Origin of the sequence: Rahnella variigena, from assembly GCF_003610915.1 — a bacterium.
GTDB lineage: Bacteria > Pseudomonadota > Gammaproteobacteria > Enterobacterales > Enterobacteriaceae > Rahnella > Rahnella variigena.
This window is the reverse complement of sequence record NZ_NSDJ01000001.1, coordinates 289,745-316,463: the sequence shown is the minus strand read 5'-3', so window position 1 is coordinate 316,463 and position 26,719 is coordinate 289,745. Positions and strand designations below refer to the sequence as shown.

Annotated in this window: 27 protein-coding genes, 2 tRNA genes and 4 rRNA genes; 24 read left to right on the top strand and 9 right to left on the bottom strand. The window is 49.2% G+C overall.

Features of this window, described 5'->3' with window-relative positions; genetic code table 11:
- The first annotated feature begins 3 nt into the window (after positions 1-3).
- The 12 genes from rpmD (at position 4) to CKQ54_RS01465 (ending at position 6,373) form a co-directional block, all read left to right on the top strand.
- Positions 4-183: a 50S ribosomal protein L30 gene (rpmD, locus tag CKQ54_RS01520; RefSeq protein ID WP_013573701.1), complete on the top strand. Its 180-nt coding sequence runs from the start codon at positions 4-6 to the stop codon at positions 181-183.
- A gap of 3 nt (positions 184-186) precedes the next feature.
- Positions 187-621, top strand: coding sequence for a 50S ribosomal protein L15 (rplO, locus tag CKQ54_RS01515; RefSeq protein ID WP_013573702.1), 435 nt, complete (start codon positions 187-189; stop codon positions 619-621).
- A 7-nt stretch (positions 622-628) separates the two neighbouring features.
- Complete coding sequence (gene secY, locus CKQ54_RS01510) at positions 629-1,960, top strand: preprotein translocase subunit SecY (protein ID WP_013573703.1); 1,332 nt, start codon at positions 629-631, stop codon at positions 1,958-1,960.
- A 33-nt stretch (positions 1,961-1,993) separates the two neighbouring features.
- Positions 1,994-2,110 carry a 50S ribosomal protein L36 gene (gene rpmJ, locus CKQ54_RS01505; protein WP_002227352.1) on the top strand — a complete coding sequence of 39 codons (117 nt, stop codon included), beginning with the start codon at positions 1,994-1,996 and terminating at the stop codon, positions 2,108-2,110.
- A gap of 148 nt (positions 2,111-2,258) precedes the next feature.
- Positions 2,259-2,615: a 30S ribosomal protein S13 gene (gene rpsM / locus CKQ54_RS01500; RefSeq protein WP_013573704.1), complete on the top strand. Its 357-nt coding sequence runs from the start codon at positions 2,259-2,261 to the stop codon at positions 2,613-2,615.
- Between the two features lie 17 nt (positions 2,616-2,632).
- Positions 2,633-3,022, top strand: coding sequence for a 30S ribosomal protein S11 (gene rpsK, locus CKQ54_RS01495; protein ID WP_004929731.1), 390 nt, complete (start codon positions 2,633-2,635; stop codon positions 3,020-3,022).
- Positions 3,023-3,052: 30 nt separating this feature from the next.
- Entirely contained in the window at positions 3,053-3,673 is a 621-nt protein-coding gene (rpsD, locus tag CKQ54_RS01490) for a 30S ribosomal protein S4 (protein ID WP_112288139.1), read from the top strand.
- A gap of 25 nt (positions 3,674-3,698) precedes the next feature.
- Entirely contained in the window at positions 3,699-4,688 is a 990-nt protein-coding gene (locus CKQ54_RS01485) for a DNA-directed RNA polymerase subunit alpha (RefSeq protein ID WP_002919219.1), read from the top strand.
- 40 nt (positions 4,689-4,728) lie between these two features.
- Complete coding sequence (gene rplQ, locus CKQ54_RS01480) at positions 4,729-5,118, top strand: 50S ribosomal protein L17 (RefSeq protein WP_013573706.1); 390 nt, start codon at positions 4,729-4,731, stop codon at positions 5,116-5,118.
- Positions 5,119-5,287: 169 nt separating this feature from the next.
- The gene (locus CKQ54_RS01475; protein ID WP_120163964.1) at positions 5,288-5,656 is read left to right on the top strand and encodes a DnaJ family domain-containing protein; all 369 of its coding nucleotides are present in this window, start codon (positions 5,288-5,290) and stop codon (positions 5,654-5,656) included.
- A 1-nt stretch (position 5,657) separates the two neighbouring features.
- Positions 5,658-6,074, top strand: coding sequence for a Zn(2+)-responsive transcriptional regulator (gene zntR, locus CKQ54_RS01470; RefSeq protein ID WP_120163963.1), 417 nt, complete (start codon positions 5,658-5,660; stop codon positions 6,072-6,074).
- A gap of 98 nt (positions 6,075-6,172) precedes the next feature.
- Positions 6,173-6,373, top strand: a complete 201-nt coding sequence (locus CKQ54_RS01465) for an alternative ribosome-rescue factor A (protein WP_112288142.1) — start codon at positions 6,173-6,175, stop codon at positions 6,371-6,373.
- Between the two features lie 34 nt (positions 6,374-6,407).
- Here CKQ54_RS01465 and mscL read toward each other — a convergent pair whose 3' ends face one another.
- From mscL to def, 5 genes are all read right to left on the bottom strand, one after another.
- On the bottom strand, positions 6,408-6,824 hold the full coding sequence (mscL, locus tag CKQ54_RS01460; protein ID WP_112288143.1) for a large-conductance mechanosensitive channel protein MscL: 417 nt from the start codon (positions 6,822-6,824) through the stop codon (positions 6,408-6,410).
- Between the two features lie 125 nt (positions 6,825-6,949).
- Positions 6,950-8,326, bottom strand: a complete 1,377-nt coding sequence (trkA, locus tag CKQ54_RS01455; RefSeq protein WP_112288144.1) for a Trk system potassium transporter TrkA — start codon at positions 8,324-8,326, stop codon at positions 6,950-6,952.
- Positions 8,327-8,386: 60 nt separating this feature from the next.
- On the bottom strand, positions 8,387-9,676 hold the full coding sequence (gene rsmB / locus CKQ54_RS01450) for a 16S rRNA (cytosine(967)-C(5))-methyltransferase RsmB (RefSeq protein ID WP_120163962.1): 1,290 nt from the start codon (positions 9,674-9,676) through the stop codon (positions 8,387-8,389).
- Positions 9,677-9,751: 75 nt separating this feature from the next.
- Positions 9,752-10,711 (bottom strand): methionyl-tRNA formyltransferase, encoded by a 960-nt coding sequence (gene fmt, locus CKQ54_RS01445; protein WP_208644603.1) that lies wholly within the window; start codon positions 10,709-10,711, stop codon positions 9,752-9,754.
- A 1-nt stretch (position 10,712) separates the two neighbouring features.
- Positions 10,713-11,225, bottom strand: coding sequence for a peptide deformylase (def, locus tag CKQ54_RS01440; RefSeq protein WP_112288147.1), 513 nt, complete (start codon positions 11,223-11,225; stop codon positions 10,713-10,715).
- A gap of 128 nt (positions 11,226-11,353) precedes the next feature.
- On the opposite strand from def, the gene dprA reads away from it, so the two are divergent.
- From dprA to aroE, 5 genes are read left to right on the top strand one after another with little or no spacing between them, the layout of a single operon-like run.
- Complete coding sequence (gene dprA / locus CKQ54_RS01435; protein WP_120163960.1) at positions 11,354-12,523, top strand: DNA-protecting protein DprA; 1,170 nt, start codon at positions 11,354-11,356, stop codon at positions 12,521-12,523.
- Positions 12,495-12,968, top strand: a complete 474-nt coding sequence (locus CKQ54_RS01430) for a DUF494 family protein (RefSeq protein ID WP_112288149.1) — start codon at positions 12,495-12,497, stop codon at positions 12,966-12,968. Before dprA ends, CKQ54_RS01430 begins: the two co-directional genes overlap by 29 nt.
- 24 nt (positions 12,969-12,992) lie before the next feature.
- Positions 12,993-13,553, top strand: coding sequence for a DNA topoisomerase family protein (locus tag CKQ54_RS01425; RefSeq protein ID WP_112288150.1), 561 nt, complete (start codon positions 12,993-12,995; stop codon positions 13,551-13,553).
- Positions 13,546-14,115, top strand: coding sequence for an L-threonylcarbamoyladenylate synthase type 1 TsaC (gene tsaC / locus CKQ54_RS01420; protein WP_120163959.1), 570 nt, complete (start codon positions 13,546-13,548; stop codon positions 14,113-14,115). Before CKQ54_RS01425 ends, tsaC begins: the two co-directional genes overlap by 8 nt.
- Before the next feature lie 8 nt (positions 14,116-14,123).
- Positions 14,124-14,945, top strand: coding sequence for a shikimate dehydrogenase (gene aroE / locus CKQ54_RS01415; protein ID WP_167459613.1), 822 nt, complete (start codon positions 14,124-14,126; stop codon positions 14,943-14,945).
- A gap of 50 nt (positions 14,946-14,995) precedes the next feature.
- Here the strand turns inward: aroE and CKQ54_RS01410 are convergent, their stop codons facing one another.
- Positions 14,996-15,538, bottom strand: a complete 543-nt coding sequence (locus CKQ54_RS01410) for a gamma carbonic anhydrase family protein (RefSeq protein WP_120163957.1) — start codon at positions 15,536-15,538, stop codon at positions 14,996-14,998.
- Positions 15,539-16,074: 536 nt separating this feature from the next.
- Between CKQ54_RS01410 and CKQ54_RS01405 the strand changes: the two genes are divergently transcribed.
- The 6 genes from CKQ54_RS01405 (at position 16,075) to rrf (CKQ54_RS01380) (ending at position 21,480) form a co-directional block, all read left to right on the top strand.
- Positions 16,075-17,617, top strand: a 16S ribosomal RNA gene (locus CKQ54_RS01405).
- Positions 17,618-17,759: 142 nt separating this feature from the next.
- Positions 17,760-17,835 (top strand) — tRNA-Glu (locus tag CKQ54_RS01400).
- A gap of 219 nt (positions 17,836-18,054) precedes the next feature.
- Positions 18,055-20,963 (top strand): 23S ribosomal RNA (locus CKQ54_RS01395).
- 123 nt (positions 20,964-21,086) lie between these two features.
- Positions 21,087-21,202, top strand: a 5S ribosomal RNA gene (rrf, locus tag CKQ54_RS01390).
- Positions 21,203-21,252: 50 nt separating this feature from the next.
- Positions 21,253-21,328 (top strand) — tRNA-Thr (locus CKQ54_RS01385).
- 36 nt (positions 21,329-21,364) lie between these two features.
- Positions 21,365-21,480, top strand: a 5S ribosomal RNA gene (rrf, locus tag CKQ54_RS01380).
- The 16S, 23S and 5S rRNA genes sit together here with 2 tRNA genes alongside, the layout of an rRNA operon.
- A gap of 141 nt (positions 21,481-21,621) precedes the next feature.
- Here the strand turns inward: rrf (CKQ54_RS01380) and actP are convergent.
- The 3 genes from actP to acs are packed head-to-tail and all read right to left on the bottom strand — an operon-like array spanning position 21,622 to position 25,613.
- On the bottom strand, positions 21,622-23,289 hold the full coding sequence (gene actP / locus CKQ54_RS01375) for a cation/acetate symporter ActP (protein WP_120162448.1): 1,668 nt from the start codon (positions 23,287-23,289) through the stop codon (positions 21,622-21,624).
- Positions 23,286-23,597 (bottom strand): DUF485 domain-containing protein, encoded by a 312-nt coding sequence (locus tag CKQ54_RS01370; protein WP_112289154.1) that lies wholly within the window; start codon positions 23,595-23,597, stop codon positions 23,286-23,288. Before CKQ54_RS01370 ends, actP begins: the two co-directional genes overlap by 4 nt.
- Positions 23,598-23,651: 54 nt before the next feature.
- Positions 23,652-25,613, bottom strand: coding sequence for an acetate--CoA ligase (gene acs / locus CKQ54_RS01365; protein ID WP_120162447.1), 1,962 nt, complete (start codon positions 25,611-25,613; stop codon positions 23,652-23,654).
- A gap of 517 nt (positions 25,614-26,130) precedes the next feature.
- On the opposite strand from acs, the gene CKQ54_RS01360 reads away from it, so the two are divergent.
- Positions 26,131-26,712: a fimbrial protein gene (locus CKQ54_RS01360; RefSeq protein WP_120162446.1), complete on the top strand. Its 582-nt coding sequence runs from the start codon at positions 26,131-26,133 to the stop codon at positions 26,710-26,712.
- The last annotated feature ends 7 nt before the right edge of the window (positions 26,713-26,719 follow it).

Here is a 26,719-nt window from a genome sequence, read left to right as displayed (position 1 = left end):
ACCATGGCAAAGACTATTAAAGTTACACAAACTCGCAGTTCCATTGGCCGTCTGCCGAAGCATAAAGCTACTCTGCTGGGCCTGGGTCTGCGTCGTATTGGTCACACCGTTGAGCGCGAGGATACTCCTGCTGTACGCGGTATGATCAACCTGGTTTCCTACATGGTTAAGGTTGAGGAGTAAGAGATGCGTTTAAATACTCTGTCTCCGGCTGATGGTGCCAAACAAGCGCCAAGGCGTGTAGGTCGTGGTATTGGTTCTGGCCTGGGTAAAACCGGCGGTCGTGGTCACAAAGGTCAGAACTCACGTTCTGGTGGTGGCGTACGTCGTGGTTTTGAAGGTGGTCAGATGCCTTTATATCGTCGTTTGCCGAAATTCGGCTTCACCTCCCGCAAAGCTATGATCACGGCAGAAGTTCGTCTGTCTGAACTGGCTCTGGTGGAAGGCGACGTGATCGACCTGAACGCGCTGAAAGCCGCTAACGTAGTTGGTATCCAGATCGAGTTCGCGAAAGTAATCCTTTCTGGCGAAGTTGGTCGTGCGGTAACTCTGCGTGGTTTGCGTGTCACCAAAGGCGCTCGTGTTGCTATCGAAGCTGCTGGCGGTAAAATTGAGGAATAAGTAGCAGATGGCTAAGCAACCGGGATTAGATTTTCAAAGTGCCAAGGGTGGACTAGGCGAACTGAAGCGCAGACTTTTGTTTGTTATCGGTGCGCTGATTGTTTTCCGTATCGGCTCTTTTATTCCGATCCCTGGTATTGATGCCACTGTACTTGCCAAATTGCTCGAGCAGCAAAGAGGTACCATCATTGAAATGTTTAACATGTTCTCTGGTGGTGCCCTTAGCCGTGCTTCAATCTTTGCTCTGGGGATCATGCCGTACATTTCGGCATCGATCATTATCCAGTTGTTAACGGTGGTTCATCCAGCGTTAGCAGAAATTAAGAAAGAAGGGGAGGCTGGCCGTCGTAAGATTAGTCAGTACACCCGTTACGGTACGCTGGTATTGGCAGTGTTTCAGTCGATCGGTATTGCTACCGGTCTACCGAACATGCCTGGTATGCAGGGCCTGGTGTTAAATCCAGGCTTTGCGTTCTACTTTACCGCAGTTGTGAGCTTAGTGACTGGGACAATGTTCCTGATGTGGCTGGGTGAGCAGATTACTGAACGAGGTATCGGTAACGGTATTTCAATCATAATTTTTGCTGGTATCGTAGCGGGTCTTCCGCCGGCGATTGCACATACTATTGAACAAGCTCGGCAAGGCGACCTGCACTTCCTCCTGTTGCTGTTGGTTGCAGTTTTAGTGTTTGCAGTGACTTTCTTTGTGGTGTTTGTTGAACGTGGTCAACGTCGTATCGTCGTTAACTATGCTAAACGCCAACAAGGTCGTCGTGTCTATGCAGCACAGAGCACGCACTTACCGTTGAAAGTGAATATGGCCGGGGTTATCCCAGCAATCTTCGCTTCCAGCATTATTCTGTTCCCTGCCACGATTGCATCATGGTTTGGGGGCGGGACTGGTTGGAACTGGCTGACAACGATTTCGCTGTATTTGCAGCCTGGGCAACCGCTTTATGTGTTACTCTATGCGACTGCAATCATCTTCTTCTGTTTCTTTTATACTGCGTTGGTGTTCAACCCGCGTGAGACAGCAGATAACCTGAAGAAGTCCGGTGCATTTGTACCAGGAATTCGTCCGGGAGAGCAAACGGCGAAGTACATCGATAAAGTAATGACTCGTTTAACCTTAATCGGTGCGATGTATATTACTTTCATCTGCCTTATCCCGGAGTTCATGCGTGACGCGATGAAAGTTCCATTCTACTTTGGTGGTACTTCTCTACTGATCGTAGTCGTCGTTATCATGGACTTTATGGCTCAAGTGCAAACTCTGATGATGTCAAGTCAGTACGAGTCTGCATTGAAGAAAGCAAACCTGAAAGGCTATAACCGCTAATCTGGTGAGTTTGCGAAGTTACGGAGAGTAAAAATGAAAGTTCGTGCTTCCGTCAAGAAATTATGTCGTAACTGCAAAATTGTTAAGCGTAACGGTGTCGTTCGCGTAATCTGCAGTGCAGAACCGAAGCATAAACAGCGTCAAGGCTGATTATCTCGCATATTTTTCTTGCAAAGTTGGGTTGAGCTGGCTAGATTAGCCAGCCAATCTTTTGTATGTAAGCAGCAATACTATTTGAGTATCCTGAAAACGGGCTTTTCAGAATGGTGTTGCCGTATATAAATAGTAGGAGTGCATAGTGGCCCGTATAGCAGGCATTAACATTCCTGATCAGAAACATACCGTGATCGCATTAACTTCGATCTACGGCATCGGTAAAACCCGCTCACAGTCTATCTGTGCTGCATCCGGTATTGCTGAAAATGTTAAGATCAGTGAGCTGTCTGAAGAGCAAATCGAAAAACTGCGTGACGAAGTTGCCAAGTTCATTGTTGAAGGTGATCTGCGTCGTGAAGTCACCCTGAGCATCAAGCGTCTTATGGACCTTGGGACTTATCGTGGTTTGCGTCATCGTCGTGGTCTTCCAGTACGCGGTCAGCGTACCAAGACTAACGCACGTACCCGTAAGGGTCCGCGTAAACCGATCAAGAAATAATCGGGGTGATTGAATAAATGGCAAAGGCACCTGTTCGTACACGTAAACGTGTAAGAAAACAAGTCTCTGACGGCGTGGCTCATATCCATGCTTCTTTCAACAACACCATTGTTACCATTACCGATCGTCAGGGTAATGCTTTGGGTTGGGCAACAGCTGGTGGTTCCGGTTTCCGTGGTTCTCGTAAATCCACTCCGTTCGCAGCTCAGGTTGCAGCAGAGCGCTGCGCTGACGCAGTGAAAGAATACGGTATCAAGAATCTGGAAGTTATGGTTAAAGGACCTGGTCCTGGTCGTGAGTCTACTATCCGCGCATTAAACGCGGCTGGTTTCCGCATCACTAATATTACTGATGTGACTCCTATCCCTCATAACGGTTGTCGTCCGCCGAAAAAGCGTCGCGTATAACGCTGCTTTTAGGTTTGTTGGAGAGAGAAAATGGCAAGATATTTGGGTCCTAAGCTCAAGCTTAGCCGTCGTGAGGGCACAGATTTATTCCTTAAATCTGGCGTTCGCGCGATCGATACCAAGTGTAAAATTGAACAAGCTCCTGGTCAGCATGGTGCGCGTAAACCGCGTCTGTCTGACTATGGTGTGCAGTTACGTGAAAAGCAAAAAGTTCGCCGTACTTACGGTGTTCTGGAGCGCCAGTTCCGTAACTATTACAAAGAAGCAGCACGCCTGAAAGGCAACACCGGTGAAAACCTGTTGCAACTGCTTGAAGGTCGTTTGGACAACGTCGTTTATCGTATGGGCTTCGGCGCTACTCGTGCGGAATCGCGCCAGTTAGTTAGCCACAAAGCTATCATCGTAAACGGTCGCGTTGTTAACATCGCTTCTTATCAGGTATCTCCGAATGACGTTGTCAGCATCCGTGAGAAAGCTAAAAAGCAATCTCGCGTGAAGGCCGCTTTGGAGTTGGCTGAACAGCGTGAAAAGCCGACTTGGCTTGAAGTTGATGCTGCTAAGATGGAAGGTGTGTTCAAGCGTATGCCTGAACGTACTGATCTGTCTTCCGACATTAACGAACACCTGATCGTCGAGCTTTACTCCAAGTAAAGCTTAGTACCAAAGAGAGGACACAATGCAGGGTTCTGTGACAGAGTTTCTAAAACCGCGCCTGGTAGATATCGAGCAAGTCAGTTCGACGCACGCCAAGGTGACCCTTGAGCCTTTAGAACGTGGCTTTGGCCATACTTTAGGCAACGCACTGCGCCGTATTCTGCTTTCATCCATGCCGGGTTGCGCGGTGACCGAGGTTGAGATTGATGGTGTACTGCATGAGTACAGCACCAAAGAAGGCGTACAGGAAGATATCCTGGAGATCCTGCTCAACCTGAAAGGGCTGGCGGTGAGAGTTCAAGGTAAAGATGAAGTTATTCTTACCCTGAATAAGTCTGGCATTGGCCCTGTGACTGCAGCCGACATTACCCATGATGGTGATGTCGAAATCGTCAAGCCGCAACACGTCATCTGCCACCTGACCGATGAGAACGCTGCTATCAGCATGCGTATCAAAGTTCAGCGCGGTCGTGGTTATGTGCCGGCGTCTGCCCGAATTCATTCGGAAGAAGATGAGCGCCCAATTGGTCGTCTGTTAGTAGACGCATGCTACAGCCCTGTAGAGCGAATTGCCTACAATGTTGAAGCAGCGCGTGTAGAACAGCGTACTGATTTGGACAAGCTGGTTATCGAAATGGAAACCAACGGTACGATCGATCCTGAAGAGGCGATCCGTCGTGCGGCAACCATTCTTGCTGAACAACTTGAAGCTTTCGTTGATTTACGTGATGTACGTCAACCGGAAGTCAAAGAAGAGAAGCCGGAATTCGATCCAATCCTGCTGCGCCCTGTTGACGATCTGGAATTGACTGTCCGCTCTGCTAACTGCCTTAAGGCAGAAGCAATCCACTACATCGGTGATCTGGTACAGCGTACCGAGGTTGAGTTACTTAAAACACCTAACCTGGGTAAAAAATCTCTTACTGAGATCAAAGACGTACTTGCGTCCCGTGGTTTGTCTCTGGGCATGCGCCTGGAAAACTGGCCACCAGCAAGTATTGCTGACGAGTAACCGGATCACAGGTTAAGGTTTTACTGAGAAGGATAAGGTCATGCGCCATCGTAAGAGTGGTCGTCAACTGAACCGTAACAGCAGCCACCGACAGGCTATGTTCCGTAACATGGCCGGCTCTTTGGTTCGTCATGAGATCATCAAGACGACCCTGCCGAAAGCGAAAGAGCTGCGTCGCGTTGTTGAGCCGCTGATTACTCTTGCCAAGACCGACAACGTTGCAAATCGTCGTCTGGCATTCGCCCGTACTCGTGATAACGAGATCGTGGCAAAACTGTTTAATGAACTGGGCCCGCGTTTCGCGAGCCGTGCCGGTGGTTACACTCGTATTCTTAAGTGTGGCTTCCGTGCAGGCGACAATGCGCCGATGGCATACATCGAGCTCGTTGATCGTGCAGAGTCAAAAGCAGAAGTAGCAACTGCTGAATAATCTGTAGATGCATGAAAAAACCGGGCTTATGCCCGGTTTTTTTACATCTAAAATCTGAACTACCCATCTTCTTCACTGCCGGCAGAATTGAACCTGAATTCCCACCCCGTTCGCGTTAAGCTGCAAGTATGATCTATGATGATCCTTTCCATTTTCTAAAGGTAAATTCATGCTCCTTGTCGACCAGTGGGTAGAGAAACACATCAAAGATGCTCAGGAAAAGGGGGACTTTGATAATCTGCCAGGCAACGGGCAGCCATTAAGTCTGGATGATGATAGCGCTGTACCCGAAGACCTAAGAGTCGCATTTCGCATCTTAAAAAATGCAGGCTATTTGCCACCAGCGCTTCAGGACAGAAAGGAAGCTGTCGAGTTGGAGCATTTATTACAGACGCTGGACAATGATGACCCACAATTTGCCGTTTCTGAAAAACGACTCAGAGTTCTTCAACTGCGGTTGCAGCAGGCGGGTATGAATACTGGTTTTTTGCAGGGGCATTATAAAGATGCACTGCATGATAAATTCAGGAGGAAATAGTATGTACAAAATTGGTGAGCTGGCCGGATTGGCAAATGTTTCCGCTGACACTGTCCGCTACTATGAGAAGCAAGGGATGATGAGCCCTGGCACCCGCAATCCTTCGGGTTATCGCCAATATGATGATAATGATCTGCAGCGGCTTCGCTTTATCCGTTACGCTAAATCGACAGGATTTACGCTGGACGCCATCAAGGAGCTGCTATCAATTCGCATCGATCCTTTGCACCACACGTGTCAGGAATCTAAAGCAATTGTGGACGAACGACTTGCTGAGGTTGAGTTCAAGTTACAGGAATTGACTCAGATGCGCGAGTCGTTACAAAGACTGAGTGCTGCCTGCTGCGGTACGGCGCATACCAGCGTAACTTGCTCTATTTTAGAAGCTTTAGAGGATGGTGCGGGAAAAGTTAGCTAAATGGTTTAGTCGTTTTATATACCACTTTCGGGCAGAAAATTTTCGCAGTATGATGTGTACGGATTTTGTCCAAAATGTATTTCACATATCGAGGATCTATGACTCAGTATAAGCATCAAAAAGGTATTATTCAGGATAATGCGTTGCAGGCTCTTCTCCATGATCCACTTTTCAAACAGCGTATTGAGAAGAATCAGAAAGGGAAAGGAAGTTATCGTCGTAAAGAGAAGAATGGGAAGGGGAGTTATCTGGAGGGCAGTGTTGAGTGTTCAGTCGAATATTCAACACTGCCCTTCTAAAATCAGTCAGAGTTTAACTGCCTGACTTTTACTTTTAGAGTTTTGGCGTCTGTTGTTCTTTCAGCAAATCACGAATTTCCGCCAGTAATGTTTCTTCTGCCGTTGGTTTTGGCGGAGCTGCAGGAGCATCTTCTTGCTTACGACGCATCTTGTTCATCAGAGTGATCGCCATAAATATCGCCAGAGCAACGATGATGAAATCAAAAACGTTCTGAATAAACACGCCGTAGTGCATAACAACGGCTGGCGTAGCGCCCTGAGCATCTCTTAGAACAAAAGCAAATTGTTTAAAATCTACCCCGCCAATCAATAATCCCAGTGGTGGCATAATAATATCGGCGACAAATGATGACACTATTTTGCCAAATGCTGCACCGATGATGACACCCACAGCAAGGTCAACCACGTTGCCACGCATGGCAAACTCACGAAACTCTTTCATAAAACTCATAAAATACTCCTTGGCAAATTCATCAAATATGTCAAAACAAGTAAAGACCATTTGTAGAGTCTTCGCTACAAAAGTTCTTACCAGAATACTAATTAGCGGGAATTCCTATAAGCCTCTTCATCCAATTATAAGAAGAATGGACTCGGCTGGAACAACCGCTCAACGTCTCTGACAAATTTCTTATCGGTGATGAACATAACAACGTGATCACCTTGTTGGATCCTGCTGGTACCGTTAGCAATGATCACATCGTTCCCGCGAACAATCGCACCAATGGTTGTACCTGGCGGAAGTTTGATTTGTTCGACCGTACGGCCAACTACTTTTGAGGTGGTTTCATCACCATGTGCAATTGCCTCGATGGCTTCAGCAACACCGCGGCGCAGCGAAGAAACGCTGACAATATCAGCTTTTCTGACATGCCCCAGTAATGCGGAAATTGTGGCCTGCTGCGGTGAAATCGCAATATCGATTACGCTGCCCTGAACCAAATCCACGTAAGCGCTGCGTTGGATAAGGACCATCGCTTTCTTCGCACCCATTCGCTTGGCCAGCATGGCAGACATGATGTTAGCTTCATCATCATTGGTAATGGCAATGAAAACATCAACCTGCTCAATATGCTCTTCGGCCAGAAGTTCCTGATCTGAAGCGTCCCCATAGAAGACGATAGTGTCTTGCAAAAGCTCGGCGAGCTCGGCGGCGCGCTGCTGATCGCGTTCGATAAGTTTTACGCTGTAATTTTTCTCAAGGCGTTGCGCCAAACCCGCGCCGACATTGCCACCGCCAACGATCATAATCCGCTTATAAGGTTTTTCCAGTCTCTGGAGTTCACTCATGACGGCACGGATATGCTGCGATGCCGCCACAAAGAAGACTTCATCACCTGCTTCAATGATGGTCGAACCTTGAGGACGGATCGGACGATCCTGACGGAATATTGCGGCCACTCGCGTTTCAATATGCGGCATATGTTCACGCATAGAAGAAAGCGCGTTACCGACCAGTGGTCCGCCGTAGTAGGCTTTCACAGCGGCGATACTGACCTTTCCTTCAGCAAAATTGACAACCTGAAGTGCACCAGGATACTCGATAAGTTTGTAGATATAGTCTGTGACTAATTGCTCTGGCGAGATCAGATGATCAATTGGAACGGCTTCAGGCAAGAACAGCTTTTCAGATTCGCGGATGTATTCCGTTGAGCGAATACGCGCTATACGATTAGGCGTGTTAAACAGCGAGTAGGCTATCTGGCAAGCAATCATATTGGTTTCGTCAGAATTGGTCACAGCGACCAGCATATCCGCGTCTTCAGCGCCGGCCTCACGCAATACACGCGGATGGGAGCCATGTCCCTGTACAACCCGAAGATCGAATTTATCTTGCAGTTGGCGTAACCGGACGGTATTGGTGTCGACAACGGTAATATCATTGTTTTCACCCACCAGGTTTTCGGCGAGTGTTCCGCCAACCTGCCCGGCACCGAGAATTATTATTTTCATATGACTCTCTGCTTTGCCTCAACACTGTCAGCCAGCATCAATGCTGCTGACAGGAAATGATTAACTTTTAATAAGTTTAGCGTAATAGAAACCGTCGCCATCTTCAGCATGAGGAAGATTTTGTCGTCCGGGATTTTCCAGCGTGCCAGTTTCGACCAATGTCGCATCCGGATGTGATTGCAGGAATGCGGCCACTTGCTGAGAATTTTCATCCGGTAATACTGAGCAGGTGGCATAGACTAATACGCCCTTACTTTTCAGTCTTGGCCATACAGCTTCAAGGATTTCTTTTTGAAGACCCGCGAGTTCAGCGATATCGCTGTCTCTGCGTAGCCATTTAATGTCGGGATGTCGGCGGATTACGCCGGTTGCTGAACAAGGCGCATCAAGCAAAATACGGTCAAATATACGATCACCCGCCCAAACCTGCGGCTCGCGGCCATCACCCTGTTTGACTTCGGCACTTAGTTTCAAACGTTGCAAGTTTTCATGCACACGCTTCAAACGCTGCTCGTCCACATCAACTGCCAGAACATGAGCTTTTGGTGCAGCTTCCAAAATGTGCGTGGTCTTTCCCCCCGGCGCACAGCACAAATCGAGGATCATCTCGCCATTCTGTGGATCCAGCAGATCAACGCTTCCTTGTGCCGATGCATCCTGAACGGTGACCCAACCTTCCGCAAATCCCGGAAGGAGATTGACCTGACAAGGCGTGACTAATCGCAATGCATCACGGTATTCAGTATGTGCAACGGCCTCAATCTGGGCGTCGTTAAGTAATTGCAGATACTCATCGCGGGTGTGATGCATGCGGTTTACGCGCAGCCACATAGGCGGTCTTTGGTTGTTTGCTTCTACAATACTTTCCCATTGCTCTGGATACGCTTTTTTGAGGCGGTTCAGCAACCAGCTTGGGTGAAGATAGCGACTGTCATTGTTCGCCATGCGTTGCAACAATTCTTCCTGTTGACGCTGGAACTGACGCAGAACCCCGTTGATAAGACCTTTCAACTGAGGGCGTTTCAGGGCAACGGCACCTTCGACGGTTTCTGCAAGAACGGCGTGTGCCGGAATACGGGTATGCATCAGCTGGTAGAGGCCAACCATCAGTAAATAATGCAAAGTTCTCTGCTTGCCGGTGAGCGGTTTTGCCATCAGTTGCTGCAAACACCATTCCAGCTGAGGAAGAACCCGCAAGGTACCGAAGCAGAGTTCCTGAAGTAACCCACGATCTTTATCTGAGACATTTTTTTGCAAGCCAGGCAGAACGGTCGAAAGAGACAGACCTTTGTCCAACACCTGGCTAATGGCTTGAGCTGCAATACTACGGAGATTATAGGCTGTTTTCATAGTCAAAAAAGCTGACCGAAGCCAGCATTATCAGAGAGATATGGCCCGACGAGATATCGGGCGTAGTCGTAAAGGTCAGGCTAAAAGTGTGCCTTCGATAAACCATTCACGACGAGAGTTAAGCAAGTCCTGTGCGGACATCGCCTTTTTACCCGAAGGTTGTAGCTGGGTGATATTCAGAACGCCGTCAGATGTCGCGACCAGAATCCCTTTTTTGTCAGCAGAGATGATAGTTCCCGGCAATTTATCGTGTTGCGTTGCCAGACATTCAGCCTGCCAGACTTTCACGGGCTGATCATCAATCATAAAGAAGCTGACGGGCCATGGGTTAAATGCACGAATACAGCGTTCAAGTTGTTCGGCCGACAGATTCCAGTCTAAGCGGGCTTCTTCCTTGCAGAGTTTCTCAGCGTAGGTTACGTGCTCTTCGCTTTGAACTTCAGGTTTTGCTGTGCCGTTCGCCAGCTGCTGTAATGTTTCAAGCATACCCTGCGGACCCAGCTCAGCCAGCTTGTTGTAAAGCGATGCGCTGGTATCTTCCGGCAGGATGTCACATTCTACTTTGTGCAGCATATCGCCGGTATCAAGGCCGACATCCATCTGCATGATGGTGACACCCGTTTTAGCATCCCCAGCCCACAATGAACGTTGAATAGGGGCCGCGCCACGCCAGCGGGGCAGAAGAGAACCATGAACGTTAATACAGCCCAATTTTGGCATATCGAGCACGGCTTTTGGCAGGATTAAACCATAAGCTACGACTACCATAATGTCAGCCCCGAGCGCTGAAACCAGAGACTGATTTTCTTCAGGACGCAGAGATTTTGGCTGAAAAACAGGGATGTCGTGAGTTTGAGCCAGAATCTTCACCGGACTTGCGGTCAGTTTATTACCGCGGCCGGCGGGGCGATCAGGCTGAGTAAAAACGCCTACCACCTGATGTTCTGATGATAAAAGCGCGTCAAGATGACGCGCTGCAAAGTCGGGAGTACCGGCAAATATGATTCGCAAAGCAGTGTCCTGTGTTACACGAATATTAGTCAGCCCGTGCGTTCAGCTTGGCCATTTTTTCCATCTTCTGGCGGATACGCTGACGTTTCAATGGGGACAAATAATCCACAAATAATTTACCCACCAGATGATCCATTTCATGCTGGATACAGATCGCCAGCAAGTCATCAGCTTCTAGCTCAAAGGTTTTACCGTCGCGATCAAGCGCACGTACTTTGACTTTCTCTGCACGCGGCACGAGAGCCCGTTGATCAGGGATCGACAGGCAGCCTTCTTCAATCCCTGTTTCGCCGCTTTTTTCCAGCAGTTCAGGGTTGATGAGAACCAAACGTTCGTCGCGGTTTTCAGAGACATCAATCACGATGATGCGTTGATGAATGTCTACCTGAGTCGCAGCCAGGCCGATGCCTTCTTCTGCATACATGGTTTCAAACATATCATCCACGATCTGCTGAATTTCGGCGTTAACTTCTTTGACCGGTTTTGCAGTAATGCGAAGCCGCTCGTCTGGGAAATGTAATATCTGTAATACGGACATATTTTTCTGGATCTTTATTCAAATGATTGAAGATATATAGACTCTATTCTAGACATTTCCCGCTGCGATTGACAGCATCCTCTGCCAATTGAATCAGTCGCTGAAAGGCATTAAGCAAGGAAAGCATAATGACACTACAGGAAGTGTGGGTACGTTTGTCGAGAGTTAAACGCCTTGATGCGGGTCTGGCCGAAGGGATTATCCAGTCATTATTTAACAGCGGAATTTATTCCCCCTCTGCATTAGTAAGTTGCGGTCTTTCAGAGGGACAACTCTCGGAGTTTCGACATTGTAATGCGCAATGGGTTGCAGAATCACTGAGATGGCTGGAAGGCGATCATCACCATCTGATTACTTTTGGCAGCGCTTTGTATTCGGCTTTGTTGGCCCAAATATCTTCTCCTCCATTGATTCTGTTTGTGGAAGGGGATCCTGATTTACTGTCCTCGCCTCAAATCGCGATGGTCGGGAGTCGTGAATTTACTCATTACGGCGAACAATACGCGCAGGTCTTTGCCAGCGGGCTGGTAAGTAGCGGTTTTACTGTGACGAGCGGTCTGGCTATGGGGATCGACGGAATTAGTCATCGTGCAACGCTTGCGGCGCAGGGGAAAACGATTGCTGTTCTGGGAAGCGGATTGTTAAAACGTTATCCGCCCCGGCATTCAACGCTAGCTCAGCACATTCTTGAAGCTGGAGGGGCTCTGGTGTCAGAGCATTTAGTGACGGCTCCGCCGCTCGCTGCACATTTTCCCCGACGTAACAGGATAATTAGCGGATTAAGCGCTGGCGTGCTGGTCATCGAGGCAACATTACGCAGTGGTTCCCTTATCACTGCCCGTTACGCACTGGAGCAGGGAAGAGAAGTGTTCGCCCTCCCAGGCCCATTGGGCAGTGTGACATCAGAAGGCACGCACTGGCTTATTCAGCAGGGCGCTTATCTGGTGACGGAGCCTAACGATATTGCCGAGCATATTGGCAGCGGGCTGACCTGGTTTCCTGATATTCGTGCTTCAGAATCTTTTAAAAAGCCTGCAAACAAGAGTTCCGTTGCTCCACAGACGATTATTTGTGCGCAAGATAGCGAAGTTGAATTGCCATTTGCTGATGTGTTGGCTAACGTAGAATATGAGGTGACATCTGTTGACGTCGTCGCCGAACGTGCCGGCCAACCTGTGCCAGAAGTGGTAGGTAAGCTACTCGAGCTGGAGTTAGCAGGATGGATCGCAGCTGTATCCGGCGGCTATGTCCGAATTAAGAGGGCAAGCCATGTTCGACGTACTAATGTACTTATTTGAAACTTACATTCACAACGAAGCGGAGATGAATGTTGACGAGGATAGGTTAACGGATGACTTGACCGAAGCTGGTTTCCACCGGGCCGATATTCACAATGCGTTGAGTTGGCTTGAAAAACTTGCGGATATGCAAGAGGGTGGAACCCCATCTTATATGCTGGATTCCGATCCTTCAGCATTACGTATTTATACCGATGAGGAAACAAGTCGGTTAGATAGCAGTTGTCGTGGCTTTTTATTGTTCCTGGAACAGATCAAAGTACTGAACTTCGATACCAGAGAGATGGTTATCGATCGTGTTATGGCTCTGGACACTGAAGAATTCGATCTTGAGGATCTGAAGTGGGTCGTGCTGATGGTTCTCTTTAATATTCCCGGATATGAAAGTGCATATCAGCAAATGGAAGAGCTGTTGTTTGAGGTTAATGAAGGTTATCTGCATTAAGAGATAACAGGTAAAAAGTAAGATATGACAAAAGCAGCACTTTTTGCTGAGAAGCAAAATGAATCCTGTCCGGAATGCGGGGCCGATCTGGTGATCCGTAGTGGTCGCCACGGCCCCTTTCTGAGTTGTTCATCCTATCCACAATGCCAGTATATTCGTCCTCTGAAATCTCAGGCTGATGGCCATATTGTGAAAGTCCTGGATGGACAATTATGCCCTAAATGTGAGTCGACCTTAGTGCTGCGTCAGGGGCGTTACGGCATGTTTATTGGTTGTAGTCAGTATCCGGAATGTGACCACATTGAAGTGATAGATAAACCGGAAGAAACCAGCCTGGATTGCCCGCAATGTGGTAAAGGGCATTTGTTGCAGCGAAAATCACGCTTTGGCAAAGTGTTTCATGCCTGTGATCGTTACCCGGATTGTCAGTTTGCCATTAATAACAAGCCGGTGGCGGGGGAATGCGTCCATTGCCATTACCCTTTATTGATGGAAAAGAAAACGGCGCAGGGTATTAAGCTATTTTGTGCCAGTAAATTGTGCGGTAAGGCCGTAGAAATTAAAGATAACGAACAAGATGAATAAAAGCTTAGAAAACTCATTTACCCTCGTGCTTGATGCGCTGCGTGAGCAACAAGTCGTTGCTTATCCGACTGAGGCCGTCTTTGGTCTCGGATGTGATCCGGATAGCGAACAGGCTGTCGATGCGCTTCTGGCGCTAAAAAAGCGGCCAAAAGATAAAGGTCTTATTTTGATTGCTGATAATTATCAGCAGCTTCTCCCTTATATAGATGACTCATCGCTCACTGAACAACAGCTTGCGCATATCTGCTCATTTTGGCCGGGCCCGGTAACGTGGGTCATGCCTGCGAAACCGTCAACGCCTGAATGGTTAACCGGACGCTTTACGTCGCTGGCGGTACGGGTCACTGATCATCCTCTGGTCAAAGAGCTGTGCCAAAAATTTGGTAAGCCGCTGGTATCTACCAGTGCGAATCTCAATGGCGAGCCGCCATGCCGTTTGCCCGCAGAAGTCCGGCTCCAGTTTGGGGATAATTTCCCTGTAATTGATGGCGATGTCGGCGGAAGAGAAAATCCCTCAGAAATCCGGGATGCCCTTACCGGCAACCTGATCCGTCAAGGTTAAAGGAAAAAGTGATGCCATCTTTCGCGGTATTTGGAAATCCTATCGGCCACAGTAAATCCCCTCGTATTCATGCATTGTTTGCCAGCCAGACCGGAATCGATCACACCTACGGCACTGTGCTTGCTCCGCATGAAGAGTTTGAAGAAACGCTGCGAACCTTTTTCGACGACGGAGCCCGTGGGGCAAATATCACCGTGCCTTTCAAAGAGCGCGCTTTTGCAGAATCTGATGAACTGACTGACCGTGCTGCGATGTCCGGTGCCGTGAACACCCTGAAAAAGCTCAAAGACGGCCGGTTACTCGGGGACAACACTGATGGCATTGGCATGCTGAGTGATCTAGAGCGGCTGGCGCTTTTGAAGCAAAGTGATCGGGTTTTATTGATCGGTGCCGGCGGCGCGGCGAGAGGGGTGATACTTCCTTTGCTGTCTCATGGCTGTTCAGTGGTTGTCACCAACCGGACGTTTGAACGCGCACAACATCTGAGCCATATCTTCGAAGAAAAAGGGGATATCCGGGCTATCGCATTAGCCGATCTGGCTGATGAGTCTTTCGATCTGATCATTAACGCCACGGCTTCGGGTATTAAAGGTGAGATCCCTGCGATCCCAGAAAAAGTGCTGACCGCGCAGACCCGTGTCTACGATATGTATTATCAGGCAGGTTTAACGCCTTTTCTCACCTGGGCCAAAAATAACGGGGTAACGGCTTATGCCGACGGGTTGGGAATGCTGGTGGGGCAAGCTGCCCATGCTTTCTATATGTGGCATGGTGTTATGCCAGAGATAGAGCCTGTGCTGGAGCAGTTAAAGAAAGACTTGCTGGCTTAACCAGTAATGCCTGAACAGTGTGCATTTTACTGTTCAGGCAACGCTATTCTTTATTGTTCCTGTGAACGGTAGAGATCTTTCCAGGTCACATAGTTATTCGAAGAGTATGTCAGCCCTGCAAGTTCCTCTGACGTCAGCTCGCGTATCTGTTTAACCGGACTGCCTAAATAGAGATAACCGCTTTCGAGGGTTTTTCCTGGCGGCACCAAACTGCCGGCGCCAATCATCACATCATCTTCAACGATCGCACCGTCCAACAGTATCGCTCCCATTCCTACCAGTACCCGGTTTCCGATAGTGCAACCATGCAACATAGCTTTATGGCCGACGGTCACGTCCTCTCCAATAATAAGAGGGTAGCCCTCAGGATTATGCCGCGACTGGTGAGTGACATGCAGCACGCTTCCATCCTGCACATTGGTTCTGCAGCCGATCACGACATTATTCACATCACCACGTATCACCACCAGCGGCCAGATACTGACATCATCAGCCAGATCCACATCACCAATCACCACACTGGAGGGATCAACCATGACTCTTTCTCCTAATGTTGGTGTTAATCCTTGATAAGCACGCAAAGCCTGAGACATCTGAAGCACCCCATAAGTGAGTTTTGACCTTGGCAATATAGTTCGGGTCTGAGGAAATACCAATTTCGACTCAATCAGATCGGCGTGAAAACCAGCGGATCGAACGAGATCTCCGCGAAAGGGTTGAAAAACACGCAGTCGATCCTTTTATTGGAAAAAAGGCTTGTGCAAAAAATTCGGATCCCTATAATGCCGCTCCATCGACAGGGAACAACGTGAACAACATCACGAAGTAACCGGGTCGGAAAGATTAAAAACAGCGGCAATCGGATGAAATAAACGGTTGACACTGAATGAGGAAAGCGTAATATACGCCACCTCGAGTTAGCAAGCGAAAGCGCGTAACTCACTGCTCTTTAACAATTTATCAGACAATCTGTGTGGGCACTCACAAGACGATATCAGCCACTTCGGTGGCAAAATATTTATTGACAGCAATGTCAAGTCTTAGAGTGACCAAGCAGTAATTCATTTAGTTGAATTATTACGAAGTAATCTCTGAGCACCGCTTAACTTGTTTAAGCAAATCGAACTTTTAATTGAAGAGTTTGATCATGGCTCAGATTGAACGCTGGCGGCAGGCCTAACACATGCAAGTCGAGCGGCAGCGGGAAGTAGCTTGCTACTTTGCCGGCGAGCGGCGGACGGGTGAGTAATGTCTGGGAAACTGCCTGATGGAGGGGGATAACTACTGGAAACGGTAGCTAATACCGCATGACCTCGCAAGAGCAAAGTGGGGGACCTTCGGGCCTCACGCCATCGGATGTGCCCAGATGGGATTAGCTAGTAGGTGAGGTAATGGCTCACCTAGGCGACGATCCCTAGCTGGTCTGAGAGGATGACCAGCCACACTGGAACTGAGACACGGTCCAGACTCCTACGGGAGGCAGCAGTGGGGAATATTGCACAATGGGCGCAAGCCTGATGCAGCCATGCCGCGTGTGTGAAGAAGGCCTTAGGGTTGTAAAGCACTTTCAGCGAGGAGGAAGGGTTCAGTGTTAATAGCACTGTGCATTGACGTTACTCGCAGAAGAAGCACCGGCTAACTCCGTGCCAGCAGCCGCGGTAATACGGAGGGTGCAAGCGTTAATCGGAATTACTGGGCGTAAAGCGCACGCAGGCGGTTTGTTAAGTCAGATGTGAAATCCCCGAGCTTAACTTGGGAACTGCATTTGAAACTGGCAAGCTAGAGTCTTGTAGAGGGGGGTAGAATTCCAGGTGTAGCGGTGAAATGCGTAGAGATCTGGAGGAATACCGGTGGCGAAGGCGGCCCCCTGGACAAAGACTGACGCTCAGGTGCGAAAGCGTGGGGAGCAAACAGGATTAGATACCCTGGTAGTCCACGCTGTAAACGATGTCGACTTGGAGGTTGTGCCCTTGAGGCGTGGCTTCCGGAGCTAACGCGTTAAGTCGACCGCCTGGGGAGTACGGCCGCAAGGTTAAAACTCAAATGAATTGACGGGGGCCCGCACAAGCGGTGGAGCATGTGGTTTAATTCGATGCAACGCGAAGAACCTTACCTACTCTTGACATCCAGAGAATTCGCTAGAGATAGCTTAGTGCCTTCGGGAACTCTGAGACAGGTGCTGCATGGCTGTCGTCAGCTCGTGTTGTGAAATGTTGGGTTAAGTCCCGCAACGAGCGCAACCCTTATCCTTTGTTGCCAGCACGTAATGGTGGGAACTCAAAGGAGACTGCCGGTGATAAACCGGAGGAAGGTGGGGATGACGTCAAGTCATCATGGCCCTTACGAGTAGGGCTACACACGTGCTACAATGGCATATACAAAGAGAAGCGAACTCGCGAGAGCAAGCGGACCTCATAAAGTATGTCGTAGTCCGGATTGGAGTCTGCAACTCGACTCCATGAAGTCGGAATCGCTAGTAATCGTAGATCAGAATGCTACGGTGAATACGTTCCCGGGCCTTGTACACACCGCCCGTCACACCATGGGAGTGGGTTGCAAAAGAAGTAGGTAGCTTAACCTTCGGGAGGGCGCTTACCACTTTGTGATTCATGACTGGGGTGAAGTCGTAACAAGGTAACCGTAGGGGAACCTGCGGTTGGATCACCTCCTTACCTCAAGATACGCATTGTGCAGTGTCCACACAGATTGTCTGATGAAATTAATGAGCAAGAGCACCTGTTGATGCAGTAAGGGTAACCTTACGCTGATGCGAAAAGTGCCAAACCACTGTGTGGTCTGGTACGGAATTTTCGTGTCCCCATCGTCTAGAGGCCTAGGACACTGCCCTTTCACGGCTGTAACAGGGGTTCGAATCCCCTTGGGGACGCCACTCCGATAATGTGTGAAAGACATTATCAAATGAATATCTTAAAGATGACTTTAACAAGTCGTGTTTAAGATATTGCTCTTTAACAATCTGGAACAAGCTGAAAATTGAAAGTTTACAGCTGAACATCACTCTCCGTAGAAGTACTGAGTGGTGGATTAGTCTGTAACAGAGTCTCTCAAATAATCGCAGCGCGACGGTGGAAACACCTTCGGGTTGTGAGGTTAAGCGACTAAGCGTACACGGTGGATGCCTAGGCAGTCAGAGGCGATGAAGGGCGTGCTAATCTGCGAAAAGCGTCGGTAAGGTGATATGAACCGTTACAACCGACGATACCCGAATGGGGAAACCCAGTGTGTTTCGACACATTATCATTACATGAATACATAGTGTAATGAGGCGAACCGGGGGAACTGAAACATCTAAGTACCCCGAGGAAAAGAAATCAACCGAGATTCCCCCAGTAGCGGCGAGCGAACGGGGAAGAGCCCAGAACCAGAATCAGCGTATGTGTTAGTGGAAGCGTCTGGAAAGTCGCACAGTATAGGGTGATAGTCCCGTACACAAAAATGCATATGTTGTGAGTTCGATGAGTAGGGCGGGACACGTGACATCCTGTCTGAATATGGGGGGACCATCCTCCAAGGCTAAATACTCCTGACTGACCGATAGTGAACCAGTACCGTGAGGGAAAGGCGAAAAGAACCCCGGCGAGGGGAGTGAAATAGAACCTGAAACCGTGTACGTACAAGCAGTGGGAGCCTACTTTGTTGGGTGACTGCGTACCTTTTGTATAATGGGTCAGCGACTTATATTTTGTAGCAAGGTTAACCGAATAGGGGAGCCGTAGGGAAACCGAGTCTTAACTGGGCGTCAAGTTGCAAGGTATAGACCCGAAACCCGGTGATCTAGCCATGGGCAGGTTGAAGGTTGGGTAACACTAACTGGAGGACCGAACCGACTAATGTTGAAAAATTAGCGGATGACTTGTGGCTGGGGGTGAAAGGCCAATCAAACCGGGAGATAGCTGGTTCTCCCCGAAAGCTATTTAGGTAGCGCCTCGTGAACTCATCTTCGGGGGTAGAGCACTGTTTCGACTAGGGGGCCATCCCGGCTTACCAACTCGATGCAAACTACGAATACCGAAGAATGTTATCACGGGAGACACACGGCGGGTGCTAACGTCCGTCGTGAAGAGGGAAACAACCCAGACCGCCAGCTAAGGTCCCAAAGTCATGGTTAAGTGGGAAACGATGTGGGAAGGCATAGACAGCCAGGATGTTGGCTTAGAAGCAGCCATCATTTAAAGAAAGCGTAATAGCTCACTGGTCGAGTCGGCCTGCGCGGAAGATGTAACGGGGCTAAACCATGCACCGAAGCTGCGGCAGCGACGCTTATGCGTTGTTGGGTAGGGGAGCGTTCTGTAAGCCGTCGAAGGTGAACTGTGAGGTTTGCTGGAGGTATCAGAAGTGCGAATGCTGACATAAGTAACGATAATGCGGGTGAAAAACCCGCACGCCGGAAGACCAAGGGTTCCTGTCCAACGTTAATCGGGGCAGGGTGAGTCGACCCCTAAGGCGAGGCTGAAAAGCGTAGTCGATGGGAAGCTGGTTAATATTCCAGCACTTGGTGTTACTGCGAAGGGGGGACGGAGAAGGCTAGGCTAGCCGGGCGACGGTTGTCCCGGTTCAAGCGTGTAGGGGGTGTGATTTGGTAAATCCGGTCGCATATCAACCCTGAGGCGTGATAACGAGCCACTACGGTGGTGAAGTAGTTGATGCCAAGCTTCCAGGAAAAGCCTCTAAGCTCCAGGTAACACGAAATCGTACCCCAAACCGACACAGGTGGTCAGGTAGAGAATACTCAGGCGCTTGAGAGAACTCGGGTGAAGGAACTAGGCAAAATGGTGCCGTAACTTCGGGAGAAGGCACGCTGGCGCGTAGGTGAAGGGACTTGCTCCCGGAGCTGAAGCCAGTCGAAGATACCAGCTGGCTGCAACTGTTTAATAAAAACACAGCACTGTGCAAACACGAAAGTGGACGTATACGGTGTGACGCCTGCCCGGTGCCGGAAGGTTAATTGATGGGGTTATCCGCAAGGAGAAGCTCTTGATCGAAGCCCCGGTAAACGGCGGCCGTAACTATAACGGTCCTAAGGTAGCGAAATTCCTTGTCGGGTAAGTTCCGACCTGCACGAATGGCGTAATGATGGCCAGGCTGTCTCCACCCGAGACTCAGTGAAATTGAACTCGCTGTGAAGATGCAGTGTACCCGCGGCAAGACGGAAAGACCCCGTGAACCTTTACTATAGCTTGACACTGAACATTGAGCCTTGATGTGTAGGATAGGTGGGAGGCTTTGAAGCGTGGACGCCAGTCTGCGTGGAGCCAACCTTGAAATACCACCCTTTAATGTTTGATGTTCTAACTCGGCCCCGTGATCCGGGGTGAGGACAGTGTCTGGTGGGTAGTTTGACTGGGGCGGTCTCCTCCTAAAGAGTAACGGAGGAGCACGAAGGTTAGCTAATCACGGTCGGACATCGTGAGGTTAGTGCAATGGCATAAGCTAGCTTGACTGCGAGAGTGACGGCTCGAGCAGGTACGAAAGTAGGTCATAGTGATCCGGTGGTTCTGAATGGAAGGGCCATCGCTCAACGGATAAAAGGTACTCCGGGGATAACAGGCTGATACCGCCCAAGAGTTCATATCGACGGCGGTGTTTGGCACCTCGATGTCGGCTCATCACATCCTGGGGCTGAAGTAGGTCCCAAGGGTATGGCTGTTCGCCATTTAAAGTGGTACGCGAGCTGGGTTTAGAACGTCGTGAGACAGTTCGGTCCCTATCTGCCGTGGGCGTTGGAAGATTGAGAGGGGCTGCTCCTAGTACGAGAGGACCGGAGTGGACGCATCACTGGTGTTCGGGTTGTCATGCCAATGGCATTGCCCGGTAGCTAAATGCGGAAAAGATAAGCGCTGAAAGCATCTAAGCGCGAAACTTGCCTCGAGATGAGTCTTCCCTGTGGCTTTAAGCCACCTGAAGGGACGTTTAAGACTAAGACGTTGATAGGCTGGGTGTGTAAGTGCAGCGATGCATTGAGCTAACCAGTACTAATGACCCGAGAGGCTTAACCTTACAACACCAAAGGTGTTTTTAGAGACTTGAAGTAGATTTTCAGCTGAATGTTCCGAGATTGGTTCGTATGGCGGAGTGTGTGAGAAATCATGACATGATGCGGTATGGATGAAACAGAATTTGCCTGGCGGCAGTAGCGCGGTGGTCCCACCTGACCCCATGCCGAACTCAGAAGTGAAACGCCGTAGCGCCGATGGTAGTGTGGGGTCTCCCCATGCGAGAGTAGGGAACTGCCAGGCATTAAATTAGTAAAGCTTGCTTATAAGCGAGCTGTTAGAAGAATAAGCGTGCTGATATGGCTCAGTTGGTAGAGCGCACCCTTGGTAAGGGTGAGGTCCCCAGTTCGACTCTGGGTATCAGCACCAGTAATAAGCGTAGAGTTCGGTAAATTACAGAATTTGCCTGGCGGCACTAGCGCGGTGGTCCCACCTGACCCCATGCCGAACTCAGAAGTGAAACGCCGTAGCGCCGATGGTAGTGTGGGGTCTCCCCATGCGAGAGTAGGGAACTGCCAGGCATCAAAAAAAGACAAAAGCCCCGTACAAAAGTACGGGGCTTTTGTCTTTTCTACATTCAAAGGCTCTGCGATTTAAGACTGAAGATTCAAACAAAAGGCCATCCTCAGGGATGGCCTTTTGCGTTTCTGAAATCAGAACAATCAGTGATTAGAACTTTGAGAGATCCCGATCCCGGTTTGTGAGCGTACAAACTGAGGATAGAAACGTTCCCTTTCTTTCTGGCCTTCCTGAGAGTTATCAGTAATCGAGAAGAACCAGGTCCCCACGAAGGCGACAATCATCGAGAATAAGGCTGGGTATTCATACGGATAAATAGGTTTGGCATGCCCTAAAATCTGCACCCAGATAGTTGGCCCGAGGATCATGAGTATGACTGCAGTGAGTAATCCAAGCCAGCCACCAATCATTGCTCCACGCGTAGTCAGTTTGGACCAGTACATTGAAAGCAGGATAATCGGGAAGTTACAGCTCGCAGCGATGGAGAAAGCCAGACCGACCATGAACGCAATATTCTGTTTTTCAAACAAAATACCCAGAGCAATCGCCACGATCCCTAACAAGATGACTGTTATCTTCGAAACGCGTAACTCATCCCGTTCAGTGGCTTTCCCATCCTTGATAACACTGGCATAAAGGTCATGCGATACCGCTGAAGCGCCCGCTAATGTCAGACCTGCAACAACGGCGAGAATAGTAGCGAAGGCGACGGCAGAGATGAAGCCAAGGAAGAAGCTTCCTCCAACGGCATCAGCCAGATGGACTGCTGCCATATTATTGCCGCCGAGCAATACACCGCTGGCATCTTTAAAGGCAGGATTCCCACTGACCAGAACGATGGCGCCGAAACCGATAATGAAGGTCAGAATATAGAAGTAACCAATAAAGCCGGTGGCATAAAATACGCTTTTACGCGCTTCTTTAGCATCGTTAACCGTGAAGAAACGCATCAGGATATGCGGCAGACCGGCGGTACCGAACATCAGCGCGAGGCCAAGAGACAGAGCTGATATCGGGTCTGAAACCAATCCTCCCGGGCTCATGATCGCAATCCCTTTAGAATGCACCGCAACGGCCTGAGTAAAGAGCGTATTGAAGTTAAAGCCGACAGATCTCATGACCATCACGGCCATGAATGTCGCACCCGCCAGCAGCAGAATTGCTTTGATGATTTGCACCCAGGTTGTCGCCAGCATCCCGCCAAACAACACATAGAGCACCATCAGGATCCCGACCAGGATCACGGCAACATGATAGTTAAGACCAAACAGCAGCTGGATTAACTTACCGGCACCGACCATCTGTGCAATAAGATACAACGCGACTACGACCAGCGAACCACAGGCTGAAAGCAGCCGGATGGGTTTCTGTTTCAGACGGTAAGACGCCACGTCGGCAAAGGTATATTTACCCAGGTTTCGCAGACGTTCGGCGATGAGGAACAGGATAATAGGCCAGCCAATCAGGAAACCGATGGAGTAAATCAGCCCATCGTATCCGGAGGTGTAAACCAGCGCAGAGATGCCCAGGAAAGACGCGGCTGACATAAAGTCACCAGCAATCGCCATACCGTTTTGCAGGCCGGTAATACGCCCGCCCGCAGTGTAGTAATCCTGACGGGATCGTGTACGTTTTGCTGCCCAATAGGTGATATATAACGTCGCACCGACAAACAGTACGAACATTACAATCGCTTCTATATTAAGAGGCTGACGTTTCACTTCACCTGCAATCCCTTCGGCGGCAAACAGGCTGAAGGGGAAGGCTGAAGCCAACGCCAGTAAAAGGAGAGAGCCACGACGCGCCTTCATGGCTGCACCTCGCGGATAATATCTGCCGTCAGCCGGTCAAATTCGCTATTCGCACGGATGACATAAATCCCGGTCAGGACGAAAGAGATAACGATCAGCCCCACGCCAACAGGAATACCCCGGGTAATGGTGGCACCTTCATAAAGTGGGGTTCCCAGCCACTGCGGATCAAAAGCAATCAGCAGGATAAAGGCAACGTACAGAACCAAGGTAATCCCTGACAGTAACCAGGCAAAACGACTGCGTTTTTGCACCAGTTCCCTAAAGCGCGGATTATTTACAACTCTCTGATAAATGAGATCATTCATCTCAGTGACTCCTGTGAGGCATTGATAGAGTTCACCGCGCCAGGGCGGTGAAAATTACGACGGCACTTTCATTGATTGTTTTTCTTCCAACAATTTGTCGACTACGCCCGGATCCGCCAGCGTAGAGGTGTCTCCCAGATTACTGGTGTCACCGGCAGCAATTTTGCGCAGGATACGGCGCATGATTTTTCCGGAGCGGGTTTTAGGTAATGAGTCCGTCCAGTGAAGAACGTCTGGTGTGGCGATGGATCCTATCTCTTTGCGCACCCAGTTGCGCACTTCGGTATAGAGTTCCGGTGACGGTTCTTCGCCGTGATTGAGAGTGATATAGGCGTAAATAGCTTGCCCTTTGATGTTATGCGGAATGCCGACAACAGCCGCTTCTGCAATTTTAGGGTGTGAAACCAGCGCGGATTCAATCTCAGCGGTTCCCAGACGATGGCCGGAAATATTCAGCACGTCATCAACACGACCGGTGATCCAGTAATAACCATCTTCGTCACGACGGGCACCGTCGCCACTGAAATACATATTCTTGAACGTTGAGAAATAGGTCTGCTCGAAGCGTTCATGATCACCAAAGAGCGTACGCGCCTGTCCGGGCCATGAATCGGTGATCACCAGATTGCCTTCGCACGCACCTTCCTGTGGAACACCTTCGTTATCCACCAGCGCAGGCTGAACGCCAAAGAACGGTCGCGTTGCCGAACCGGCTTTCAGCTCAGTGGCGCCTGGCAATGGCGTTATCATGAAACCGCCAGTTTCGGTTTGCCACCAGGTATCGACAATCGGGCAATGGCTGTTGCCTATTGTTTTGTAGTACCACTCCCAGGCTTCCGGGTTAATGGGTTCCCCCACCGAGCCCATGATCCGCAGCGATTCACGGCTGGTCCCTTCAATCGCTTTATCGCCTTCAGCCATCAGTGCACGGATAGCGGTAGGAGCCGTATAGAGAATGTTTACTTTATGCTTATCAATGACCTGAGCCATGCGAGCAGGTGTCGGATAATTTGGTACACCTTCAAACATCAGGCTGATTGCGCCGCATGCCAGCGGGCCGTAGAGCAAATAGCTGTGACCCGTTACCCAGCCAACATCGGCGGTACACCAGTAAATGTCCCCATCGTGATAATCAAAGGTGTATTTAAATGTAAGAGCGGCATAGACAAGATAACCGCCTGTGGTGTGCAGCACGCCTTTTGGCTTACCGGTAGAACCTGAGGTATAGAGGATAAAGAGCGGATCTTCCGCTTTCATTTCTTCGGCCGGACATTCAGCTGAAACGCCATCAATGGCATCATGCCACCAGATATCACGACCTTCTTTCCACTCGCCCTGTTTGCCGGTGCGTTTGAAAATAATGGAATGTGTCACACTGGTGACTGAAGGATTTTTCAGCGCATCGTCCACATTCTGCTTGAGCGGAATAGTGCGTCCCGCACGCAGCCCTTCATCAGCGGTGATAACCACTTTCGCGCTGGAGTCGATAATACGACCAGAGACGGCTTCAGGTGAGAAACCGGCAAAGATAACTGAATGCACGGCACCAATACGCGCGCAGGCCAGCATGGCAACGGCAGCTTCCGGCACCATCGGCATATAAATAGCGACAACGTCGCCTTTTTTAACACCCAATCCTTTCAGTACATTCGCAAACTTGCAGACATCATGGTGAAGCTGTTTGTAGGTGACGTGTTTGTTTTCAGCGTTAGGGTCATCGCCTTCCCATATCAGCGCCGTCTGGTCGCCTTTTTCCGCTAAATGACGATCCAGGCAGTTCGCGGCCAGATTGAGGGTACCGTCCTCAAACCAGCGGATATCGATATTTCCCGGTGCGAATGACGTGTTCTTCACTTTTGTGAAAGGTTTGATCCAGTCCAGAACTTTCGCCTGTTCGGCCCAGAATGCATCCGGATCTTCGACAGACTGTTGATAAAACTGCTGATATTTCTCAGGTGTGATCAGGGTACGTTCTGCGACAGAGGCAGGAATAGGGTGCTTATAAACATGGCTCATGGTTTTTCTCCTTTGATTTGTTAATGATATGTCAATCAAAGGTTAAGTGTAGTTTGCTGTTTGGCTTTGTTTGGTTTTTGGGGGTCAGATCACGCAAGCAGAGTAAAAACAGCAGGATATGCGCATGTTCATTGCGGAGCACTCCACATAAATAAAATGGAGCCAGGGAAGAGAAAAAAGGAGTGTTTAGTAAAAATTTATGATTAAAAATGTAATAAATTGGTTAAATAAAGCTTAACTCACCTTATCTAATGCGAAAATTATTATTCATTAGAGAACATTTAATATCATTTATTTTAACTTATAAGTTAATTTCCTTTCATAATGGCAATGTTTAAAGATTAATCCGAGCGTAAAACTCTTAATATTTGCATTAAGCGAATTATTATAACGTTAAATCAAAAATATCAGTATATTGATCTGGCAAGAGAGGGGTGCTCTCTTCGGTACAGCGAATAATATCGCTTAACAGCTGCTTAACGCTTAATAGCTACCGTTACAATCTCAAGGACTTACTATGTTTAACGCTAAGAACAAGACACTGGTTATCGCTTTATCTGCCCTTATTTCTGCTTCAGCTTTCGCAGATGATGTTACAACACCGCCGACAGGAACCGATCAGGGCTCTGGCCGCATTCATTTCACCGGAACCGTTATTAATGCGCCTTGCTCAATTGCTCCAGGAGATGAGGACATTAATGTGAACATGGGTCAGGTAGCAAATAAGGTGCTGGAAAGCGGTAATAAATATTCCCAGAACGTTAACTACACCATTCACCTGCAAGGCTGCGACCTGACTGCACAAACTGCGGGCACCGTCGAATATCCGGCGATGTCTAAAGTGGCCGTTTCATTTGCCGGCACACCTGACAGCAGCGCGAGTGAATTGCTGGCTAACACCGGCACTGCAAAAGGTGCGGGCATTCGTCTGATTGATGCGAACGGTGACCTGCTGAAAGTCGGTGATACCTCTAAAGATATTAACCTTGTCACCGGTAATAATGAGCTGGTGTTTGCTGCGCGCGTTGAAGCCAACTCACAGCCAGTTTCGACCGGTACTATCGTTTCTCAGGCAACGTACGCCCTGAATTATAAATAAGCATTGT

What these genes read in the sequence shown, in the direction of transcription:
- rsmB (WP_120163962.1), bottom strand. Translation starts at nt 9,676, where the DNA reads ATGAAAACAGCCTATAATCTCCGTAGTATTGCAGCTCAAGCCATTAGC.
- CKQ54_RS01430 (WP_112288149.1), top strand. Translation starts at nt 12,495, where the DNA reads ATGTTCGACGTACTAATGTACTTATTTGAAACTTACATTCACAACGAA.
- dprA (WP_120163960.1), top strand. Translation starts at nt 11,354, where the DNA reads ATGACACTACAGGAAGTGTGGGTACGTTTGTCGAGAGTTAAACGCCTT.
- CKQ54_RS01485 (WP_002919219.1), top strand. Translation starts at nt 3,699, where the DNA reads ATGCAGGGTTCTGTGACAGAGTTTCTAAAACCGCGCCTGGTAGATATC.
- CKQ54_RS01465 (WP_112288142.1), top strand. Translation starts at nt 6,173, where the DNA reads ATGACTCAGTATAAGCATCAAAAAGGTATTATTCAGGATAATGCGTTG.
- rpmD (WP_013573701.1), top strand. Translation starts at nt 4, where the DNA reads ATGGCAAAGACTATTAAAGTTACACAAACTCGCAGTTCCATTGGCCGT.
- trkA (WP_112288144.1), bottom strand. Translation starts at nt 8,326, where the DNA reads ATGAAAATAATAATTCTCGGTGCCGGGCAGGTTGGCGGAACACTCGCC.
- mscL (WP_112288143.1), bottom strand. Translation starts at nt 6,824, where the DNA reads ATGAGTTTTATGAAAGAGTTTCGTGAGTTTGCCATGCGTGGCAACGTG.
- def (WP_112288147.1), bottom strand. Translation starts at nt 11,225, where the DNA reads ATGTCCGTATTACAGATATTACATTTCCCAGACGAGCGGCTTCGCATT.
- secY (WP_013573703.1), top strand. Translation starts at nt 629, where the DNA reads ATGGCTAAGCAACCGGGATTAGATTTTCAAAGTGCCAAGGGTGGACTA.
- CKQ54_RS01425 (WP_112288150.1), top strand. Translation starts at nt 12,993, where the DNA reads ATGACAAAAGCAGCACTTTTTGCTGAGAAGCAAAATGAATCCTGTCCG.
- rpsK (WP_004929731.1), top strand. Translation starts at nt 2,633, where the DNA reads ATGGCAAAGGCACCTGTTCGTACACGTAAACGTGTAAGAAAACAAGTC.
- zntR (WP_120163963.1), top strand. Translation starts at nt 5,658, where the DNA reads ATGTACAAAATTGGTGAGCTGGCCGGATTGGCAAATGTTTCCGCTGAC.
- rplQ (WP_013573706.1), top strand. Translation starts at nt 4,729, where the DNA reads ATGCGCCATCGTAAGAGTGGTCGTCAACTGAACCGTAACAGCAGCCAC.
- tsaC (WP_120163959.1), top strand. Translation starts at nt 13,546, where the DNA reads ATGAATAAAAGCTTAGAAAACTCATTTACCCTCGTGCTTGATGCGCTG.
- CKQ54_RS01360 (WP_120162446.1), top strand. Translation starts at nt 26,131, where the DNA reads ATGTTTAACGCTAAGAACAAGACACTGGTTATCGCTTTATCTGCCCTT.
- CKQ54_RS01410 (WP_120163957.1), bottom strand. Translation starts at nt 15,538, where the DNA reads ATGTCTCAGGCTTTGCGTGCTTATCAAGGATTAACACCAACATTAGGA.
- rpmJ (WP_002227352.1), top strand. Translation starts at nt 1,994, where the DNA reads ATGAAAGTTCGTGCTTCCGTCAAGAAATTATGTCGTAACTGCAAAATT.
- actP (WP_120162448.1), bottom strand. Translation starts at nt 23,289, where the DNA reads ATGAAGGCGCGTCGTGGCTCTCTCCTTTTACTGGCGTTGGCTTCAGCC.
- rplO (WP_013573702.1), top strand. Translation starts at nt 187, where the DNA reads ATGCGTTTAAATACTCTGTCTCCGGCTGATGGTGCCAAACAAGCGCCA.
- acs (WP_120162447.1), bottom strand. Translation starts at nt 25,613, where the DNA reads ATGAGCCATGTTTATAAGCACCCTATTCCTGCCTCTGTCGCAGAACGT.
- rpsD (WP_112288139.1), top strand. Translation starts at nt 3,053, where the DNA reads ATGGCAAGATATTTGGGTCCTAAGCTCAAGCTTAGCCGTCGTGAGGGC.
- CKQ54_RS01370 (WP_112289154.1), bottom strand. Translation starts at nt 23,597, where the DNA reads ATGAATGATCTCATTTATCAGAGAGTTGTAAATAATCCGCGCTTTAGG.
- CKQ54_RS01475 (WP_120163964.1), top strand. Translation starts at nt 5,288, where the DNA reads ATGCTCCTTGTCGACCAGTGGGTAGAGAAACACATCAAAGATGCTCAG.